At 32.6% G+C, this 19,429-nt stretch carries 20 protein-coding genes and 1 tRNA gene; 10 read left to right on the top strand and 11 right to left on the bottom strand.

What is annotated here, in order from left to right; translation table 11 throughout:
* Positions 1-58: 58 nt before the first annotated feature.
* From cyaB to fen, 5 genes are read left to right on the top strand one after another with little or no spacing between them, the layout of a single operon-like run.
* The gene (gene cyaB / locus ACR0P1_RS05140) at positions 59-613 is read left to right on the top strand and encodes a class IV adenylate cyclase (RefSeq protein WP_432645344.1); all 555 of its coding nucleotides are present in this window, start codon (positions 59-61) and stop codon (positions 611-613) included.
* A gap of 38 nt (positions 614-651) precedes the next feature.
* Positions 652-1,821: a homocitrate synthase family protein gene (locus ACR0P1_RS05135; protein WP_432645342.1), complete on the top strand. Its 1,170-nt coding sequence runs from the start codon at positions 652-654 to the stop codon at positions 1,819-1,821.
* Positions 1,822-1,827: 6 nt separating this feature from the next.
* Positions 1,828-3,081, top strand: coding sequence for a homoaconitase large subunit (hacA, locus tag ACR0P1_RS05130; RefSeq protein WP_432645341.1), 1,254 nt, complete (start codon positions 1,828-1,830; stop codon positions 3,079-3,081).
* A gap of 7 nt (positions 3,082-3,088) precedes the next feature.
* Positions 3,089-3,652 (top strand): chorismate lyase, encoded by a 564-nt coding sequence (locus ACR0P1_RS05125; RefSeq protein WP_432645340.1) that lies wholly within the window; start codon positions 3,089-3,091, stop codon positions 3,650-3,652.
* Positions 3,653-3,661: 9 nt separating this feature from the next.
* A complete protein-coding gene (fen, locus tag ACR0P1_RS05120) occupies positions 3,662-4,645 on the top strand; it encodes a flap endonuclease-1 (protein WP_432645339.1) in 984 nt (327 codons plus the stop codon).
* A 40-nt stretch (positions 4,646-4,685) separates the two neighbouring features.
* Here fen and ACR0P1_RS05115 read toward each other — a convergent pair whose 3' ends face one another.
* Entirely contained in the window at positions 4,686-5,336 is a 651-nt protein-coding gene (locus ACR0P1_RS05115; RefSeq protein WP_432645338.1) for a DUF2119 domain-containing protein, read from the bottom strand.
* A 21-nt stretch (positions 5,337-5,357) separates the two neighbouring features.
* A complete protein-coding gene (locus tag ACR0P1_RS05110) occupies positions 5,358-6,608 on the bottom strand; it encodes an adenosylhomocysteinase (RefSeq protein ID WP_432645337.1) in 1,251 nt (416 codons plus the stop codon).
* A 124-nt stretch (positions 6,609-6,732) separates the two neighbouring features.
* On the opposite strand from ACR0P1_RS05110, the gene ACR0P1_RS05105 reads away from it, so the two are divergent.
* The 5 genes from ACR0P1_RS05105 (at position 6,733) to ACR0P1_RS05085 (ending at position 12,238) form a co-directional block, all read left to right on the top strand.
* Positions 6,733-6,842, top strand: a tRNA-Met gene (locus tag ACR0P1_RS05105).
* Between the two features lie 122 nt (positions 6,843-6,964).
* Positions 6,965-8,131, top strand: coding sequence for an aldo/keto reductase (locus tag ACR0P1_RS05100; RefSeq protein WP_432645336.1), 1,167 nt, complete (start codon positions 6,965-6,967; stop codon positions 8,129-8,131).
* Between the two features lie 15 nt (positions 8,132-8,146).
* Complete coding sequence (locus ACR0P1_RS05095; protein ID WP_432645335.1) at positions 8,147-8,899, top strand: HesA/MoeB/ThiF family protein; 753 nt, start codon at positions 8,147-8,149, stop codon at positions 8,897-8,899.
* A 229-nt stretch (positions 8,900-9,128) separates the two neighbouring features.
* Positions 9,129-10,502 carry a type I glutamate--ammonia ligase gene (glnA, locus tag ACR0P1_RS05090; protein WP_432645334.1) on the top strand — a complete coding sequence of 458 codons (1,374 nt, stop codon included), beginning with the start codon at positions 9,129-9,131 and terminating at the stop codon, positions 10,500-10,502.
* A gap of 53 nt (positions 10,503-10,555) precedes the next feature.
* On the top strand, positions 10,556-12,238 hold the full coding sequence (locus ACR0P1_RS05085; protein WP_432645333.1) for an NrpR regulatory domain-containing protein: 1,683 nt from the start codon (positions 10,556-10,558) through the stop codon (positions 12,236-12,238).
* Here the strand turns inward: ACR0P1_RS05085 and ACR0P1_RS05080 are convergent, their stop codons facing one another.
* The 9 genes from ACR0P1_RS05080 to ACR0P1_RS05040 all read right to left on the bottom strand — a co-directional run bounded on the left by ACR0P1_RS05080 (position 12,239) and on the right by ACR0P1_RS05040 (position 19,344).
* Positions 12,239-12,529 carry a DUF2097 family protein gene (locus ACR0P1_RS05080; protein WP_432645332.1) on the bottom strand — a complete coding sequence of 97 codons (291 nt, stop codon included), beginning with the start codon at positions 12,527-12,529 and terminating at the stop codon, positions 12,239-12,241.
* Between the two features lie 126 nt (positions 12,530-12,655).
* On the bottom strand, positions 12,656-12,946 hold the full coding sequence (locus ACR0P1_RS05075) for a DUF2097 domain-containing protein (RefSeq protein ID WP_432645331.1): 291 nt from the start codon (positions 12,944-12,946) through the stop codon (positions 12,656-12,658).
* Between the two features lie 46 nt (positions 12,947-12,992).
* Positions 12,993-13,868, bottom strand: a complete 876-nt coding sequence (locus ACR0P1_RS05070; RefSeq protein ID WP_432645330.1) for a formylmethanofuran dehydrogenase subunit C — start codon at positions 13,866-13,868, stop codon at positions 12,993-12,995.
* A 2-nt stretch (positions 13,869-13,870) separates the two neighbouring features.
* On the bottom strand, positions 13,871-15,589 hold the full coding sequence (locus ACR0P1_RS05065) for a formylmethanofuran dehydrogenase subunit A (RefSeq protein ID WP_432645343.1): 1,719 nt from the start codon (positions 15,587-15,589) through the stop codon (positions 13,871-13,873).
* A 6-nt stretch (positions 15,590-15,595) separates the two neighbouring features.
* Positions 15,596-16,972 (bottom strand): formylmethanofuran dehydrogenase subunit B, encoded by a 1,377-nt coding sequence (locus tag ACR0P1_RS05060; RefSeq protein ID WP_432645329.1) that lies wholly within the window; start codon positions 16,970-16,972, stop codon positions 15,596-15,598.
* Positions 16,962-17,531 carry a molybdopterin dinucleotide binding domain-containing protein gene (locus ACR0P1_RS05055; protein ID WP_432645328.1) on the bottom strand — a complete coding sequence of 190 codons (570 nt, stop codon included), beginning with the start codon at positions 17,529-17,531 and terminating at the stop codon, positions 16,962-16,964. Before ACR0P1_RS05055 ends, ACR0P1_RS05060 begins: the two co-directional genes overlap by 11 nt.
* Before the next feature lie 13 nt (positions 17,532-17,544).
* Positions 17,545-17,775: a 4Fe-4S dicluster domain-containing protein gene (locus tag ACR0P1_RS05050; RefSeq protein ID WP_295030776.1), complete on the bottom strand. Its 231-nt coding sequence runs from the start codon at positions 17,773-17,775 to the stop codon at positions 17,545-17,547.
* Between the two features lie 8 nt (positions 17,776-17,783).
* Positions 17,784-18,881: a tungsten-dependent formylmethanofuran dehydrogenase subunit FwdF gene (fwdF, locus tag ACR0P1_RS05045; protein WP_432645327.1), complete on the bottom strand. Its 1,098-nt coding sequence runs from the start codon at positions 18,879-18,881 to the stop codon at positions 17,784-17,786.
* A 1-nt stretch (position 18,882) separates the two neighbouring features.
* Positions 18,883-19,344, bottom strand: coding sequence for a 4Fe-4S binding protein (locus ACR0P1_RS05040; RefSeq protein WP_432645326.1), 462 nt, complete (start codon positions 19,342-19,344; stop codon positions 18,883-18,885).
* Positions 19,345-19,429: the final 85 nt, after the last annotated feature.

Below are 19,429 nucleotides of genomic sequence, written 5' to 3'. Positions count from 1 at the left end.
CAATTATAAGAATATTATAAAAATTAGGTTAAAAAAGTATTCTGGAATAGGCGATAAAATGATTGAAGTTGAAGTGAAAGCTAAAATCAATAGCTTTAATGAAATTGAAGAAAAATTAAAAAAACTTGGTGCAATAAAAAGTAAAAAGGAATTTCAAGAAGATATATACTTTAATAGCCCTGTTGTGGACTTTGCAAATACAGATGAGGCATTAAGAATCAGAACTACAACAAAAGATGACAACATTAATATTTTTATAACATACAAAGGTCCAAAAATAGATAACGAATCAAAAACCAGAAGAGAAATTGAAATAGGAATTGAAGATGCTCAAAAATGTTCAGATATATTCGAAGCTATTGGATTTAAAAAAGTGAGAACTGTTCGTAAGAATAGGCAGTATTATAATTATAAAAACTTCGAAATATCACTTGATGATATTGAAGGACTTGACCCATATATGGAAATAGAAATAGGATTAGATGAAAAACAAGATTACTCTGATGCTCAAAAATCCATTTTCAATCTATTTAAAAAATTAGGCATCACAGATGGATTTGAAAGAACTTCATATTTAGAACTATTAGAAAACTTAAATAATATAACTAACTAATATCAACTAATAAGATTTATTTTATAAGATGTGATATATTGCAATATTTTATTAGTCACTATAATAAAGAACAAGAATTAAAATTTCCAGATGATTTAATAATATATGACACAACACTAAGAGATGGTGAACAAACCCCTGGTGTTTGTTTTAGTTTTGATGAAAAATTAGAAATAGCTCGAAAACTCGATCAATTTAAAATTCATCAAATTGAAGCAGGTTTTCCAATAGTTTCAGAAAAAGAAAAAGAAACTGTAAAAGCTATTGCAAATGAAGGTTTGGATGCTGGAATTTTAGGTTTAACAAGAACCAAAAAAGAAGATATTGATGTGGCTCTTGACTGTGATGTGGATGGAATTATTACTTTTGTTGGAACATCCGACATTCACTTAGACCACAAAATGCACATTACCCGTCAAGATGCAATTAACTTGTGTGAAACTGCAGTAGACTATGCTAAAGACCATGGATTATATGTCGCATTTTCAGCAGAAGATGCTACAAGAACAGATATTGATTTTTTAAAAAGAATTTACTCAAAAGCTCAAGAATGTGGTGCTGACAGAGTCCATATTGCAGACACTACTGGTGCAATTACTTCACAAGGTATTGATTATCTTGTAAGAGAACTTGTAAAAGATTTAGATATTATGATTGCTCTTCACTGCCACAATGATTTCGGTCTTGCAGTGATTAACTCAATCACCGGTATTTTAGCCGGTGCAAAAGGTATCTCCACAACTGTTAATGGTATTGGAGAAAGAGCAGGTAATGCATCACTAGAAGAATTAATTATGGCATTAAAAATACTTTACGGTAAGGACTATGGATTTAAAACTAAATACATTAAGGAATTATCAGATATAGTATCAAAACACAGCGGGCTTCAAATTCCATATAATAAACCTGTTGTTGGAAATAATGTATTCAGACATGAATCAGGAATTCATGTTGATGCAGTTATTGAAGAACCATTATGTTACGAACCATATGTTCCAGAATTAGTTGGTCAAAAAAGACAACTTGTTTTAGGTAAACATTCAGGATGCCGAGCAGTAAGAGCTAAAATGAATGAATGTAATCTTGATGTAAGTGATGAAGAGCTTATACAGATTGTGAAAGAAGTGAAAAAATCCAGAGAAGAAGGAAAATACATTAATGATCAAGTCTTCAAAGAAATTGTTAAAAAAATCAGTAAAAGGGAATAGATTACAATGAATATTACTGAGAAAATATTATCTGCAAAAGCCGGCCATGAAGTAACCCCCGGCGAAATTATTGAAATCCCAGTTGACCTTGCAATGTCACACGATGGGACCTCTCCACCAGCCATTAAAACATTTGAAAAAATAGCTAATAAAGTATGGGATTCCGATAAGATAGCTATCATATTTGATCACAACATTCCTGCAAATACAATTGGATCTGCAGAATTTCAAAAAGTTTGCCGTGAGTTCATTAAAACTCAAAATATTACTAAAAACTTTATTCATGGTGAAGGAATATGTCATCAAGTCGTTCCGGAAATGGGGCTAGTCGAACCGGGGAAGGTTATTGTAGGTGCTGATTCTCACACTTGTACTTATGGTGCTTTTGGAGCATTTTCCACAGGTATGGGAGCAACTGACCTTGCAATGGTTTGGGCAACTGGAAAATCATGGTTTATGGTTCCTGAAGCTATTAAAATGGAAGTGGAGGGTGAATTAAACCCATATATTGCACCTAAAGATGTAATTTTAAACATTATCGGAGAAGTTGGAATAGCTGGTGCAACATATAAAACTGCAGAATTTTGTGGTCCAACCATAGAGAACATGGGAGTTGAAGGAAGAGCAACCATGTGTAATATGGCCATTGAAATGGGTGCTAAAAATGGTATAATGGAACCAAATCGTGAAGTCATTGATTATATTTGTAAAAGAACTGGCAAAAAAGAGTCTGAATTAAATATTGTAAAATCAGATGAAGATGCAGTGTATTCAAAAGAAATACATTTTGATATTTCTGATATGGAACCCCAAATTGCATGTCCAAATGATGTGGACAATGTAAAATCAATTTCTAAAATTGAAGGAACCGCAATAAACCAGTGCTTAATTGGTTCCTGTACAAATGGTAGACTTTCTGATTTAAAAGATGCAGCAGAAATATTAAATGGTAAAACAATTAATAATGATATTAGATTAATTATTCTTCCAGCATCAAAGGAAATTTATAAACAAGCAATGCATCTTGGTTATATAGATACATTTATAGATGCAGGAGCAATTATTTGTAATCCAGGATGTGGCCCATGTCTTGGAGGACACATGGGAGTGTTATCTGAAGGAGAATCCTGTATTTCCACCACAAATAGAAACTTTAAAGGTAGAATGGGCGATCCAAAATCTTCAGTATATTTATCTAATTCAAAAGTAGTAGCAGCATCTGCAATTACTGGTGTTATTACTAATCCAAAAGATTTGTAGTGATTTAATGACAATATCTAAAAATGAAGCAAATAAAGCTCTTATTGACAAAATAAAACAAGTAGAAACAGATTATGGTGAAACCTTTTCCAATACTCAGAAAATATTGCTGACAACAGACGGATCAATTACCGCAATTCTGGATGTATTATACGGAAAAATTACATTAACCACACTTGACCAACATTTTGAAGATGCTGATGAGACTCATGCAAAATTAGTTAATGTTGAAAAAGGTGAGAAAATTAATTACCGTGAAGTTATAATGCATAAGGACGATAAACCTTTAATCTATGCCATATCACACATCCCATTATCTAGGTGTGATGAAAATGTTTGTGCTGACTTAGTTAGAGCAGATATTCCAATTGGTAGAATTTTGAAAAATTACAATATTGAATCCAGAAGAGAAATTCATAACATATTCATTGAAAAACCGAATGAAACTTTAAAAGAATTGTTTAAAACTGATGAAGACATGCTTGCAAGAGATTATGTCATCATAAACAAAAATGAAGTCTTAATGTGGATTAAAGAAGTATTCCCAATTAGCTATTTTACAGAAATATAAGGTGTAAAAATGGGTGTTAAACTAAAAGATATAATTGAACCAGAATCAATTAGTTTTAAAGATTTAGAAGGAAGAACTGTATCAATTGATGCATTCAACACACTTTTTCAATTTTTATCTACAATCCGACAAAGAGATGGTAGACCATTAACTGATGAGAATGGAAATATTACATCTCATTTAAGTGGAATATTATATAGAAACTCATCAATGATTGAAAAAGGTATAAAACCCATTTATATTTTTGATGGAAAAGCACCTGAACTTAAAAAGGAAACTCAAGCTAAAAGAAGAGAAGTTAGAGATGAAGCTGAAAAAATCTATAAAGATGCACTAGCTAAAGGAGATACTGAAAAAGCACGTAAGTTCGCAATGAGATCTTCTAAACTATCACCTGAAATTATTTCTTCTTCTAAAAAGCTATTAACCTTAATGGGAATACCATATATTGATGCAAAAGGCGAAGGTGAAGCACAAGCAGCATATTTAGTTCAAAATGGAGATGCATATGCCGTTGCATCTCAGGATTATGACTGTTTATTATTTGGAGCTAAAAGAGTTGTTAGAAACCTTGCGGTTAATTCAAATCTTGGAAACTTAGAATATTATCAATTAGATAAAGTTTTGAGAAAATTAAATATAACACGAGAAGAATTAATTGATATGGGAATTTTAATTGGAACTGACTTTTGTGATGGATTGAAAGGTGTAGGTGCAAAAACAGCACTTAAATTAGCTCATAAAAATCAATTAAAAGAAAAACTGGAAGAACTTCAAAAAGAATCAACCCATAATTTAGATGAAGTTCGTGAAATTTTCTTAAATCATAATGTAAATACTGATTATAAAATTAAATGGGAAAAACCTCAAAAAGATAAAATTATTGAATTTTTATGCTATGAACATGGATTTTCCGAAGATCGTGTTTCTAAAGCATCAGATAAACTTAAAAATCTAAATTCAACACAAGGAAGTCTTGATGCCTGGTTTTGAATTTTATCTATTTTTTTATTATTTCCAAATTATACTACTTTTAATATGGTGGGAAATCTTTACCAAATACTTTCTCAGCATATCTCATAGCTATATGAACTTGACTTGCGTGCTTTTTCAACATTTCTTTTTCGAAATAATCTCTTGAAGGTGAAATTAAAATCAAATTAAGTAGATCTTCATAAGTTTCAATAGCTAAATTTTTATTAAAATTATACTCTTCAATAATCTCAGAGTTTAATTTTTCAAAACATGGAAATTCCAGTGTTTTACATACAGTTTCAGTAGAAAAATAAGTCATCCTAATCAATGGAGATACAGATGAAATTAAAACATGATTTCCTAATTTAATAAGTGGAGGAACTCCTGTTTTTTTATATCTTTCTAATGAAGTTAATTTATCATAATTTTTAAGATTATAACAATGCAACTCTGTGTAAAAATCAGGATGCAGAGATTCAATCAATTCTAAAACCTTCTGGCCAAGTTCAGATTTATAATACTCCTTATCAATAGTTGAGATATATGGAGTCTTATCAAAATTATAAAAATAAAACTGCCCTTGTGATAAATTATCATCTTTAATCCTTTTAAGGAATTTTAAAGAGGTTACACCTTCATTTCCGTGAAGTCCGCCAATGAACAATTTAGTTGGGCCTTCACCATTATCTACATATTTAAAAAAAGACATAAAATAAAAAAATGAAGGAAATTATGTTCCTTCTTGCCAATTAGACATGTATGCTTTTTGTTTATCAGTTAATGAGTCAATTTCAATACCCATAGCTTTCAATTTCATATTTGCTACCATGTAATCAATTGCATCTGGTGCTTTGGTTACTCCTACAGGTAAATCGTTTTCAAGTATGTATTTTGCAGATAATGATTGTACAGCAAAACTCATATCCATAATTTCAGCAGGGTGTCCTTGTCCACGTGCCGCAGATAAGTTTACGAGACGACCATCAGCAAGTAAATATATTTTACGTCCATCTTTAGTAGTAAACTCTTCAATACTTTCACGTACTTCTTTAACCCCAGTTGAAATAGCTTCAAGATCAGGTCTGTTGATTTCTACATTGAAGTGACCTGAGTTTGCAAGCATACATCCATCTTTCATGTATTTGAAATCATCACCAGAGATTATATCTGCATTTCCAGTTACTGTAACGATTAAATCTGATTGTTTTACTGCTTCACGAATGGTCATTACTCTGTATCCATCCATTCTAGCTTCAAGTGCCCTGATTGGATCCACTTCAGTTACAATAACATCTGCGCCAAGACCATCAGCACGAAGTGCAAGTCCTCTTCCACACCATCCATATCCACAAATAGTTACGGTTTTTCCTGCAATTACCATATTGGTTGTTCCCATGATTGCATCGAAACTTGATTGGCCTGTTCCATATCTGTTATCGAATAAATATTTAGTATAAGCATCATTTACCGCAATTACTGGGAATTTTAATGCTCCATCAGCATGCATTGCTTGTAATCTGTGCACACCAGTTGTGGTCTCCTCACAAGCACCTTTAATATGGCTTAATAATTCAGTTCTTTCATTGTGAAGTACCATAATCATGTCTGCACCATCATCAATAATAATATCTGGTTTGTGGTCGAGTACCATATTAATGGTTTGATAATATTCTTCATCATCTTGCTCTCTCCAACCATAAACATTTAAACCTAAATCAGCTGCTCCTGCAACTGCATCATCATGAGTAGATAATGGATTACAACCAGTCATAGCAACTTCAGCACCACCAGCCATTAAAGTTAAACCTAAATTAATAGTTTTAGGCTCCAAATGTAAACATGAACCAATAGTAATACCTTTAAAAGGTTGAGTCTCTAAATACTCTTGCTTAATTTGTTCTAAAACAGGCATGTGTTTTTGAACCCATTCAATTTTCCTAACACCCTCAGGTGCTAAAGACATGTCTTTAACTTTACTCATAAAAATTACTCCTATAAAATTATATAAATTTTATAACCTTTATAATTAATGGAAAATTATAATAAAAAGCCCAAAAAAACAAAAAGTATAAATATAATGCAAGAATAATATATTATTGTTAGATGCCGGGGTGGCTCAGCTGGTTAGAGCGCACGGCTCATAGGGTAATAATGCAGTGCTCTGACGTATTCCTGGGATACCGTGAGATCGCGGGTTCGAATCCCGCCCCCGGCATCCTAAAATCCCAGGAATTTCCATCTAACTTATTTTTTAAAAAAACTTATTTTCAAATAATAATAATTTTATACTCTTTTTATCAAAATACTAATCAATTGCTAAATTATTAGAGGTTTGAAATGTTATATAATACACTTGGAAAAACTAATCTTAAAGTATCAAGACTTGGTTTTGGAACAATGAGATTACCTACAATCAATTCCAATGCAGATATCGACAAAACAGAAGCATCAAGAATGTTAACATATGGGATTGAAAATGGAATTAATATAATTGATACAGCTTACCCTTACCATAGTGCAGGAATTGATGGTAATGGAAACAGTGAAAAATTCATTGGTGAATTTTTAAAAGAAAATAATTTAAGAGATGAAATTATACTACAAACAAAATCTCCCTCATGGTTAATAGAGGAAAAAACTGATTTTGATTATTATTTAAATATCCAACTTGAAAAACTACAAACTGATTACATTGATATTTATCTTCTTCATTCATTAACTGTTCCAGACTGGAATAAAGTACATGATTTAGGAGTGCTTGATTTTTTAGATGATTGCTTGAGTAGCGGTAAAATTAAACATGTTGGATTTTCATCACATATTGAAGTAGATTATTTAATTGAAATACTTGATGAATATCCGAAATGGGAAGTTGTACTAACTCAAATGAATTATCTTGATGAATATTACCAATCAGGAGTAATGGGCCTTAATTATTTAAAAGACATCAATGTTGGAAGTATGGTTATGGAACCTCTTCGTGGAGGAAGATTAATTCAAAATATCCCAAATAAAATTCAAGAATTATGGAACACTTCAGATAAGAAAAGAAACCCTGTTGAATGGGCATTACAATATTTATGGAATAGAAATGATGTTGATTGTGTTTTTAGTGGCATGAATAACTTAAATCAGGTTAAAGAAAACATTAGAATTGCATCAACTGAAGATATTATAAATGAAAATGATCAAGAATTAATTAGAGAAGTTGCAAGAACTTATAGGACTTTTCTTGGGAATAGCTGCACTAGATGTGGTTACTGTATGCCTTGTCCCCATGGCGTTGATATCATTAATTGTTTAACTGAATATAATATTGCACATATGATGCAAGACCCCAAAGCCAGTGCTATGCAATATTTTACACTTATAGATGATGATTCAAGAGCTGATAGCTGCATAAACTGTGGAGAGTGTATACCATTTTGTACACAAATGTTGAATATCCCTGAAGAACTTCAAAAAGTATATGAATACTTCGGTAGTGAATTTAATCATTTTTAAAAGAAAGGTGAGAAAATGCCAAGAAGATATGAAGAAGATGGATACTGGGAAATAGCTTCACGTCAAATGAGTATTGTTACAAGAAGCGAACAGCAAAAATTTAAAGATGCAAAAATTACTGTAATAGGATGTGGTGGTATTGGAGGTCAAACCATTGAAATGCTTGCAAGAATGGGAATTGGAGAACTCATAATTGTTGACGAAGATTCATTTGATATGTCCAACTTAAATAGGCAGAATTTCGCAACATTAAGTGAAATAGGACTATCTAAAAGTGAAGTTGTAAAGGATAAAGTCAGATTAATCAACCCTTATGTTAAAGTAACAAATTTTAACGAGCATGTTGACGAAAACAACATTGATAAAATCATATCAGACTCCAATATCGTTATTGACGCCCTTGATAATGTTGTAACAAGAGTTATTGCAACACGAAAAGCAAATGAGAAGAAAATCCCATTCATACATGGAGCAATTCATGGGACTTTAGGTCAGATTACTACATTTTTACCTAATACAAAAAGTTATGAGGAAATGTTCAACCTTCCATCCCTTGGTAAAGATTTAACAGATGAAGTCATTGAAAGTTTGAAAAATGTTACTTCAGGCACACCACCTGCTATCGGACCAACACCAAATTTAATTGGTTGCCTTCAAGCAATTGAGGCTTATAAAATAATAACTGGTATTGGGAAAGTTACTGTCTCTCCGAAAATTTTAACATTTGATTTATTGGATTTAGGTTCATTTTTACAAGAAAAAATCTAAACATTAAATTAAAATTTTATTCTTTTTTTATATTAAATTGAACAAAAATATATTTATTTTACAAAATAATAGTAATATTTTTATTAAAAAGTGTAAACTTTATACATTAATATACTAAAAATCAATGTATGAATATTTTTTACAAATATTTATATAGTAAAAAATTAAGATATAAAATTGAATGGAAAGTATTTTCCGACTATGTTGAATTAATCTAGATTAGTTTATTATGGAGCTTGATTTAATGAGCAATATTCCAGAGGAAAAAATTGAAAGAATAACTGAAATAATGAAAGAGGATAATATCAAATTTATCCGTTTACAATTTGTTGATATTAACGGTACTGTAAAAAACATTGTAATCCCATTTAATCCTGGAGATAACATGGATGAATTATTTAACGAAGGGATGCTATTTGATGGATCATCCATTGCAGGATTTGTTGGAATCAATGATAGTGATTTAGTTTTAAAGCCAGACATCAACACTTATTCAAGACTTTCTTGGAGACCAGAAGAATCCGCAACATGCAGATTTATTTGTGATGTATGGACTCCTGAGAAAAAACCATTTGCAGGAGATCCAAGAGGAGTACTTAAAAAATCATTAAAACATATTGGTGAAATGGGATTACAATATAATATTGGTCCTGAACCAGAATTTTTTATTGTAGATATTGATGAAAATGGATATCCAATGCCTTATGATGATGCAGGATATTTTGATGTTGAACCTCTTGATAAAGGACCTGATTTCAGAAGAGAATTAACTTTAAACTTAGAAGATTTAGACTTTGAAGTTGAAGCATCCCACCACGAAGTAGCTCCCGGTCAAAACGAAATTGCATTTAAATTTAAAGACGCACTCAAAACTGCAGATGCCGTAATTACATTTAAACAAGCAATTAAAGCTATTGTAGACAATATGGCTACTTTTGACCAATTAGATTACAGAGTAACATTTATGCCAAAACCATTCTTTGGAGTAAGTGGTAGTGGAATGCACTGTCACCAATCAGTATTTAAAGGAGATAAAAACCTATTTTCAGACCCTGATTCAGAAACTGGACTTTCAAAAGATGCTCTTCACTTTATGGGAGGATTATTAAAACATGCTCCAGCAATTACTGCAATTACCAACCCTATTGTAAATTCATACAAACGTTTAGTTCCAGGTTATGAAGCACCAGTTTACAGAGCATATGGTCTTAGAAATAGATCTGCTTTAATTAGAGTTCCAGCAGCACGTGGAAAAGCAACTCGTATTGAATATAGATCTCCTGACCCTGCATGTAACCCTTATTTAGCGTTTACTGTAATGCTTGAAGCAGGTATTGATGGAATTGTTAATAAAATTGATCCTGGTGAACCTGTAGAACTCGATATTTATAGTATGAGTGAAGAAGAAAGAAATGAAAGAGGAATCAAAGTTCTACCAACAAGTTTGTGGGAAGCATACCACTCACTTGAAGAAGATCCATTGATTCTTAATGCATTAGGTTCTCATGTAAGTGAGAAATTCTTAGAACTTAAATACAAAGAATGGGACGAATACCGTGTTCAAGTATTTGGATACGAACAGAAAAAATATTTAGATATCTAATCTAAATAAATTTTTTTATTTTTTTAAATTTATTACTGCACGAGGCTTTTTTTATGTCTGAATCTGAACACCGAATGATTGAAATTTTAAGAATATTAAGCGAACAAGAAAAACCTACAGGTTCTAAATTAATTGCCGATGAACTAAAAAATAAGGGATTTAATCTTGGAGAACGTGCAGTTAGATATCACATGCAAATTTTAGATGAAAAAGGTTACACAGAAAGAATCGGAAATTCTGGGAGAAAAATCACACAATTGGGCCGTGAAAAATTAGAAAAAGGATTAATCTATGATCAAGTTGACTCCATTTATTCAAAATTTGAAGAAAGAATATATTTAACTGACTTCAACTATATGTCACAAGAAGGAAAAGTAGTTGTTAATACCTCAACCATTTATGATGAAGAATCCCTTAATATAATCAAAAAAATTATTGAAAATGACCTTTCTGTTAGTCCTTACGTTGATATAAATAGGGTTAGCAATAGTAACGAAATAGAAGTAACAACATTATGCGGAACAACAATTGATGGAGTACTACTTAATGAAGGAATTCCCTCACAACCAAAATATGGGGGCCTTCTAAAAATCGAAGATTCAGAACCTATCAAATTTACTGAGTTAATGTCTTACAAAAAAACATCCCTATCTCCACTTGATGCATTCTCAACTAAAGAGTTTACCTCCATCATGGATGTAGTTGAAAATGGTAATGGAATCATTCCTGCCAATTTCAGATTAATACCTGGAATCGGACGTGAAAAAGCTATAAATATTATTAACAAACTAGATAAAATAGGCATTGGTGGAGTAATAGCTATTTCTGAAGAAGGTAAAGATATTTTAGGACTTTCAGTACCTGAAGGGATGGTCGGAATATCAATTGTGGCAGGAGCAACACCATTTTGTGCAGTTCAAGAAGAAGATTTAGATATCAATATAAAAATATCAGAAGAAATTAAAGATTTTAAATCATTATCCCCAATAACCTCCAAGATAAAACCTGTCTTAAAAAAAACAAGACATATCCAGCAGCAAAAAATATCATTTTTACTTTCAAAAACTTGGAATTTAATTCAACAGGTCAATTTCGATATTGAAAAAATAAAAGGAGACATCATATCCAATGTTTCTTTTATAGATGCAGATAAAATAGACAAAGCATTATCTATAATGGAAGAAACATACAATGAAAATCCAAAATATATTAATCCTTATTATAAATTAATTAACCATCCTAATGATGATTCAAAAATAGGTCTTGCTACAATATGTAGTTTAAGTATTGATGGAATTTTAATAGACAATGGAATCATGAGTACCCCAAGATATGGTGGTTTACTTGAACTGTCAGAACCTCCATTATTTATTGACTTAATTTCATACAATGGGTCCACAGAAGATCCACATAAAATATTTTTAGCTAAAAATATGACATCAATAACTAAAGATAATGAAACCACTAAAATATTAGCTAGTTTTAAAGAGATACCATATATATCTCGTGACTATAGTGTCCATCTTTTAGAAATTTTAAACAATATAGGATTTTCAATATATAAAATTGGAAAGCCAAGAGAAGTAACATACAATGCAAAAGCAGATAACTATAATTTTGGTATTGTTACTGGTAGTGGTTTAAACACTATAGGAGCAATAAAAGAAAAAGGAATTAATGTTGAAGTCAAAGCTATTGAAAAATTATTACCATTTGAAAAAATGAATAGATTATAACTAAATTACAGTTACATCTATTTCTTCACCCTCTTTAGGATAATGGACAAATTCAATTATATCCTCTTCAACTTCATAAACATCTATTTCAACTGTAGCTCCTAAATGACTTTCATCAAGAGAAATTAACATCTTAAAACCAGGTTTTCCAAAATATTCAGAAAAATCCATATTTAAAACCTCACCTTCAGCGAAGATTTTATTATATGAAATTTCAATCCTATCATGAATGTCAACATTCTCTTTTAAGTAATTCACAGCCTCTTTTACTGTTAAATTTAATTTTTTCATGATAATCAACCCTTTTAAAATATAATATAAACCTTATTATATATAAACTTGTTTGTATTATCACGAACAAAACAATTTCTTATAGAAAATTTAATAAAAAAATAGTATGAAAAAAATAGAAAAAAATTACAAAATTTCAATAACAAGTTCTTTTTCATCGGTGATATGGCGCATCTCCAGTAAATCTCCTTCGATTTCATTAAAGTCAATTTCAACAGATTGGTTTAAAATTTCACCATTTAATTGAAGACTAACTCTAAAACCTTCACCAGTTACATCATCTTCTTCTGTGAATCCTAAAACTTCACCTGGAGCAAAAATACGGTTATAAGAAATTTCTAGGACATCACCAATTCCCACATTAGTTTTAACATAATTTAATAATTCATCAAAAGTCATTTCAGTTTCTTCAATCATCTTATCCACACACATTTTAAAAAAAAAAAAGAAAAAGAGAAAGGAATTATAAATTCCTGTATTCTCTAATTGAAGTATATTCGTCGTCGATTTCACCATAAGATGCTAATTTCTCTTTGTTAGCTTCAGCATCTAAGTAAAGATTACCTTTACCGTTGAGACCAATATCCCCAGTGTATTTAATATATTTACCTTCGAAAGTAGTTCCATCAATTTCAGGATTTTCTACAACACCATTAATAACGAATCCTTCAAGTAATCTTCCAAGGAATCCGTGGATAACGATATTACCGTTTTTCATTTGTCCACCAGGCCAACGGTTTACGTTACCATCGATTTCGATAATACCTTTGGTCATGTGAATACCAGCTAGAATATCACAGTCACCTTTAACGTGAATTCTTCCACCAGTTAAACATTCACCACATTGTTTACCAGCATTACCACCGACAACAATTTGTCCTCCAGTCATACCTCTCCATTCACCAATGTAAGAAGCACCAGTGAATTCTTTGGTATTACCTTCAATTTCAAGATATCCGCCAGACATTTCTCTTCCAGCGTGAGCAGCTGCATCACCTTTAACTAAAATGGATCCACCAGACATTTCTGCACCCACGTGGAAATCTACACTACTGTTACAGACGATGTCTCCACCGCTCATTTTACAACCAATATATTTTACTCTGTTTAAATCACCGTTGAGAATCATTTTAACTTCATCAGGTCCAGAAGCTTCTCCTTCAACAGTAATGTCGAAGAAGTCAGTAATTGGGAATCTAGAATTTCCAATAGGAACTTGATATTTTGCAAAATCAGCCTCAGTCCATGAAAAAATTTCATCAGGAATTAATTCATCAAATTCTAAAGCGATTGAAGAAGTTTTGATTTGATCAAATGTTATTGTTTTCAAATTAAACACCCCTATTTACCATCAACATCTATTCTAATTGGGTTAGATACGTAGTGGTCATGTACTGGGTAGTTTTCCCATTTGACTGAGTAGTATTGGGTGAAGAACGGCATGATGTTGTCGATAACTTTTTGCTCGTTTTGTTCCCATCCTTTTACGTTAACCCATACGTTTTGACTTTCTTTAACTTTTACAATTTCTTTATCTTTCACTAAGATTTGACCATCTTTAATAGTGTAATCAGCTACGTTGAAACCTTTTTCAATTTCAGCATATTGTCTAGATGGATCAATTTCATTAGGATTGATATCATATACAGCAATATCTGCTCTGTAACCTGGAGTAAGTGCACCTTTATCAGTGAATCCATAGATTTTAGCAGGAGCAGATCTGGTAATAGTAGCAATATCGTAGAAATCGTATTCTCTGTCGAGAGTTGCAAGGGTAGTTCTTTTTTCTGCCCATTTATGTACTTCTCTGTTTTCAATCATTTCCATTCTTCTTTGACTACTCATTAACCAGGAAATAATTCTAGGATATCTAGTGAAAGGACCTGCATTAGGGTGGTCAGTTGTTAAACATACTTTCCATGGGTCATCAATGTGTAAGAACAATTCAAGACCAATAGCCCATTGTAATGTGTTAACAGGAGCTTTAGGTGAATAAATACATGGAATAATACCAGCTGCAGTTTCACATTCAATATCTTTGTTAGCCCATTTTAAACCAGATAATTTGAACAAGTCATATTCCATAGGAGCATCTGCAGTCATAGTAGTAGTTTCATCAAAAGTAACTTGACCTATATCACAAGTAATGTGATCATGTTTGTTAATATAATCAGCAACTTCTTCTGCACCAGATGCAGCATCTTTCCAACTGTTACCAGTGTATGAATGGAATTGTAAGTGACAAACGTGCATAGTTTGATCTCTGATTTCAGCAGCTTTAGAACCTTTTTTAACGTTTTTAACTGCATCCATAGTTTCAATGGTAGTTGGTACGTTACCTGGGTGTCCTAGATCATTAGGGTGAATGTGGATAGAGTGAGGTAAGTTTAACATTTCATTAGCTTTTGCTAAAGCAACAACAACTTCTTTAGAAGTTACATCAAAATAAGGTGCTTTATCATTTACACCATGTACGTTCATACCCCAACCCCATGCTTCACTTCCACATGGGTTTACGATTTTAATTCCGTAACCTTTGGAGACTTTTAACCATGCAGCTAAAAATGCTGCCATATCTTCAATATTATTTTCTTTTGCATATTCCATTACAAACCAGTTGTTACCAAATAAGGATAAAGCTGGAATGTCTAATTGTGGAATTGTTGAAATTTCTTCGTGAGTGTGTTTAGCTTCAAGAGGAGGCATAGCTGCTTCAACAACAGTACCGTAACCTAATCTTGAATATCTGTAACCAGTTGCAGGACAACTTGGGATGGAGAAACCAGATTCGGATCTTAATACTTTAGTTTTTTGAGTAACACCTCTTCTGGAATCTTCAGGTCGGTATAATCTTCCAACAACAAGTTTAGGACCTGCAACGTGTGCATGAGGGTCAATACCTGCTGGCATGACTATTTTATCGGTAACATCTAAGACTTTAGCATCTGCGGATACGTCATCTACTATAATACCATCTTTAAACATGACGTCCTTTTTCTCACCGTTGATTTCATTAGCTGGGTCGTAGACAATACCATTTTTAAGAATATATTCCATTATATCACCTTAGAGTGCATTTGGATTTTGCACATATTTTGGAGCTACGTTAGGCTCTTCTCTGAGTTTCATTACTCTTTCTTTTAATTCACGGACAATCCATTCGTCATCACGACAAGTTTCAGGTTTGTCGATTGCTTTTTTCATGTAGATAGGAACACCATCCATACGATAACTGGTACCAGCACATTCTACAGCAATGAATGAACCAGGTAATACTACATCAGCAAGTTCAGTGGAAGGACCCCAGTGAATATCGATTTGAATAACAGGAATGTCAGCTAAATGTTGGTTTGCTCCATTAGGGAAGTGAGCACCTGGGTCAGCTGCAATAACCATGAAACAATCAGGTTCTTTTCTTACTAATAAATCGATAGTGTTGGTTTCACCTAACATATATCTTGGGTAACCTCTACAGTAGTCAACACCGAAAGCGAAACCACATTCAAATGCCATGAAAATGTTGAATCCGTTTACGTTAAAGTGACCTCTCATAGGAGTAAGTCCCCATTTACTGTATTTGTTTAAGTCTTGTATCATTTTAATAGCAATATCAATGTTTCTTTGTTTTGATAAAGTGTGAGTTAAACCTAAACCGAAGAAGAGAACACCAAATTCAGCATTTTTCATTTCTTCTGCTAATTCGTAAATATCTTCTTTTGGAATTCCAGAAATTACATCTTGATACAATTCTTTTCCTCTGAGTACAGCCCTAATAGCATTATAGAAACCATAGTCCCCATTTTGTTCAAATCCAATCCATTTGTCAGAACATTTTGCAGTATCTGAGAATTTAGGATCCATAGTTACAACAGTTCTGTCGAATCTTCCTCTTTGTCTGAAGTATCCACGACAGAAAGCAGCATATCTTGCTAAGTGTCTAGGGTGAGAGTTCATAGCGTTACTTCCAGAGTAAACAATCATGTCAGCTCTGTTTTGAACTTCCCCTAAAGTTTGAATAGGGTAACCTGCGTTTTGTACAGCTTGAAGAGAAGGACCGTGACAGATAGTAGCTTGGTTATCTAATACAGCACCGATGTACTCACCTAATGCTACACCTTCTTTCATACATTCAGTTGAAGTTTCAGACCAACCATAGAATACAGGCCTAATGGAATTAGCAATATATTCAGCAGCTTTATCTAAAGCAGTATCCCAATCAACTTCAGTAAGTTCTCCATTTTCATCCCTAATCATTGGAACAAGTAATCTTTGATCCATATCTTCCATGATTTTACTTGCTCCTAATCTGCATGCGTGTCTTACAGCAACAACATGATTATCTTTTACTAAGTAATCTAAATCATCACAGTTACAACCACAAAATGCACAAGTACAATTTTCAACAATGTGGTCATAATCAGTTACAGGTGGTTCATAAGTCATGATCAATCAACTCCTCCCATTTACGTCCATGATAAACAGGTAATTCACCTAAAGATTCCATGTTTTCAACTACATCGTCATCTTCTTCATTAACGTATTTTTTATATACCCATCTCATTAAGTCAGCCATGAGCAATACTTTTCTATCTGTTTTTTCAACGGTACATTTAATACCTTTGTAAGTAGGGTCAGAACAACAGTAAGTATCATGACTTACAATAGTGTTAGCCCAAGGACCTTTACAAATGAATACAGTACCTTCATGAGGTGCATCTCTTGATACTGCACAGTTTACAACAACTTCACCGAAATCAGTTTTAACAAGAACAGTATCCCAATTGTTTACACCTAATTTTGCCATGTCTCTAGGATCCATGTAGCAAGTACCAGAAGCATTTTTGTACTCTTCTTTTAAAGTGGATCCTCTTTTTTTACAAGCACCTTGGTAGATGTCGGATCCAGTGTTTAACATACATTTGAGAACTTCTGTATTTCCTTCACCAGTAATTTTTACATCAGGTACTACAGGTTTTTCCAAATAAGTATTAGCATAATGCATTATATAATCCCCCTTATTCTAACCATATAGCATTAACTGGGCAAAACATTTGACATGTTCCACACAATTCACATTTTTCAGGACTAAAGAGTTTGATAAATCCATTTTCAACCATCATAACAACTTCTTCAGTCTTTGCACCATTACCACCAGCATTTTCAGGACTGATAGCTGCATTAACAGGACATGCGATTACACAAATACCGCATCCTAAACAATTATCTTGATTAACTTTAAGTTCCATCCAATCACCTAATCTTTAATAGCATCTAAAGCATCTTTCCAAGTAGTGGAGTTAATAGGAGTGTGATCAACTTCAGTTCTTTTTACAGTAATTGCACCGTTAGGACATGCTTTTTCACATGCTTTACAACGTACACAATAGTCATCATGAGCAATAACATGAGCCATTCTGGAACCAGGACCAGAAGATACAGGGAATGCTAAAGCATTACATTTACAGATGTCCACACAAGCACCACAAGCTTGACATTTTTCATCATCAACTTCAATACTACCTTCAAATGGTTTTTTAACTTTTGCAGCATCGGTAGGGCAAACTCCTTCACACCATCCACAGTATACACAAAGTTCTGAATCGATGATAGAATTACCTTTAACAGCTGCTTTTGAAGGATCTAAATCGTATTCTCCGTAGTTACATGCTCTACAAATTGCTTTAATAGCATTGGTAGGACAGGATTTTTTACATACAAGACAGTATACACAGCTATCTTTGTCAATAGTAATAGATTCTTTACCAGTTTCATGATCAACGACGATAGCTTCTGCAGGACATAATTCTTCACATACTCCACAGTAAATACACTCATCTTCATCGACATCGATTTCACCAGTTACTAAATCAGCACGGTCTGGTAAAACTCTTTCGATAACAATTGCATCACGAGGACATGCGATTTCACATCTTTTACAGTAAATACATTCATCATCATCAATTTCTGAGAAAGCATTATAATGAGGATATGCTTCAATTTCTTTAATTGGCACGCCATCAATAGTTAATACTAATGCATCAACAGGACATAATCCGCTGCACATACCACATAATACACATTTACTTTCGTCAATGCTTACTCTTTGAACATCAAAATCATCTTGGAAGTTTTGAGGAATTTTTTCATGTCCACTGAAATATATGTCGTTTGAAATTCTGTGACGAGCATCAATAGCAATTGCATTTAATGTAATTGCTTCAACAGGACAAGTAGATTCACAAATCCCACAACCTAAACAGATATGGTCATTGAAAGACAAGTTTCTAACTTCGTCTGCAGACCTTGTGATGTCAAAGTTATTATCTTTAACCTCTTTTAAATTTCTAATCATATTAAATCTCCAAAATTTTTATCGAATTAGTTGGGCATTCATCTTCACAAAGCTGACAACCACAACATTGCATGGAGTCTGCATGCGCTTTTAATGATTCTAATTTTATAGCTTTCATTGCACATGCATTTACACATAAGCCGCAACCAATACAAGAATCTTCAATATTTGCTTCAAAATTTCTTTCTCTGCAAATATTCACAATTTTACGACTCTGTTCTGGATTACTAAATATAGCTTCAGTCATTGCTAAAAAATCCTTGGGGCATAAGTCGATGATTGTTCTTGCAACATCAATAGAGTTCCAAGACAAATTCCTACCATTCAAATAATGAGAAATAGTAGACCTATCAACACCTAACTCGTCAGCAATTTCTTGATGACTTTTACCTTCCATTTTTAATTTAACTGCAGCCAAATATTTTAAACCAGAAGCAATATGTTTTGGCATTTGAACCACCATGTGTAATGATTACACATATGTTTCCTTATATAAATATAGTTACCTACTAGATTAAAGACACAAGTTTTATATATTACTGTGGGAT

This window comes from Methanobrevibacter sp., from assembly GCF_050872065.1.
In the GTDB taxonomy this organism is placed as follows: Archaea; Methanobacteriota; Methanobacteria; order Methanobacteriales; family Methanobacteriaceae; genus Methanocatella.
This window is presented reverse-complemented; position numbering and strand designations above follow the sequence as displayed.

Bases quoted from the DNA above. Each gene is read 5' to 3' on its own strand.
- cyaB (WP_432645344.1), top strand. From the start codon at position 59: ATGATTGAAGTTGAAGTGAAAGCTAAAATCAATAGCTTTAATGAAATT.
- hacA (WP_432645341.1), top strand. From the start codon at position 1,828: ATGAATATTACTGAGAAAATATTATCTGCAAAAGCCGGCCATGAAGTA.
- ACR0P1_RS05125 (WP_432645340.1), top strand. From the start codon at position 3,089: ATGACAATATCTAAAAATGAAGCAAATAAAGCTCTTATTGACAAAATA.
- fen (WP_432645339.1), top strand. From the start codon at position 3,662: ATGGGTGTTAAACTAAAAGATATAATTGAACCAGAATCAATTAGTTTT.
- ACR0P1_RS05115 (WP_432645338.1), bottom strand. From the start codon at position 5,336: ATGTCTTTTTTTAAATATGTAGATAATGGTGAAGGCCCAACTAAATTG.
- ACR0P1_RS05110 (WP_432645337.1), bottom strand. From the start codon at position 6,608: ATGAGTAAAGTTAAAGACATGTCTTTAGCACCTGAGGGTGTTAGGAAA.
- ACR0P1_RS05100 (WP_432645336.1), top strand. From the start codon at position 6,965: ATGTTATATAATACACTTGGAAAAACTAATCTTAAAGTATCAAGACTT.
- ACR0P1_RS05095 (WP_432645335.1), top strand. From the start codon at position 8,147: ATGCCAAGAAGATATGAAGAAGATGGATACTGGGAAATAGCTTCACGT.
- glnA (WP_432645334.1), top strand. From the start codon at position 9,129: ATGGAGCTTGATTTAATGAGCAATATTCCAGAGGAAAAAATTGAAAGA.
- ACR0P1_RS05085 (WP_432645333.1), top strand. From the start codon at position 10,556: ATGTCTGAATCTGAACACCGAATGATTGAAATTTTAAGAATATTAAGC.
- ACR0P1_RS05080 (WP_432645332.1), bottom strand. From the start codon at position 12,529: ATGAAAAAATTAAATTTAACAGTAAAAGAGGCTGTGAATTACTTAAAA.
- ACR0P1_RS05075 (WP_432645331.1), bottom strand. From the start codon at position 12,946: ATGATTGAAGAAACTGAAATGACTTTTGATGAATTATTAAATTATGTT.
- ACR0P1_RS05060 (WP_432645329.1), bottom strand. From the start codon at position 16,972: ATGACTTATGAACCACCTGTAACTGATTATGACCACATTGTTGAAAAT.
- ACR0P1_RS05055 (WP_432645328.1), bottom strand. From the start codon at position 17,531: ATGCATTATGCTAATACTTATTTGGAAAAACCTGTAGTACCTGATGTA.
- ACR0P1_RS05050 (WP_295030776.1), bottom strand. From the start codon at position 17,775: ATGGAACTTAAAGTTAATCAAGATAATTGTTTAGGATGCGGTATTTGT.
- fwdF (WP_432645327.1), bottom strand. From the start codon at position 18,881: ATGATTAGAAATTTAAAAGAGGTTAAAGATAATAACTTTGACATCACA.
- ACR0P1_RS05040 (WP_432645326.1), bottom strand. From the start codon at position 19,344: ATGGTGGTTCAAATGCCAAAACATATTGCTTCTGGTTTAAAATATTTG.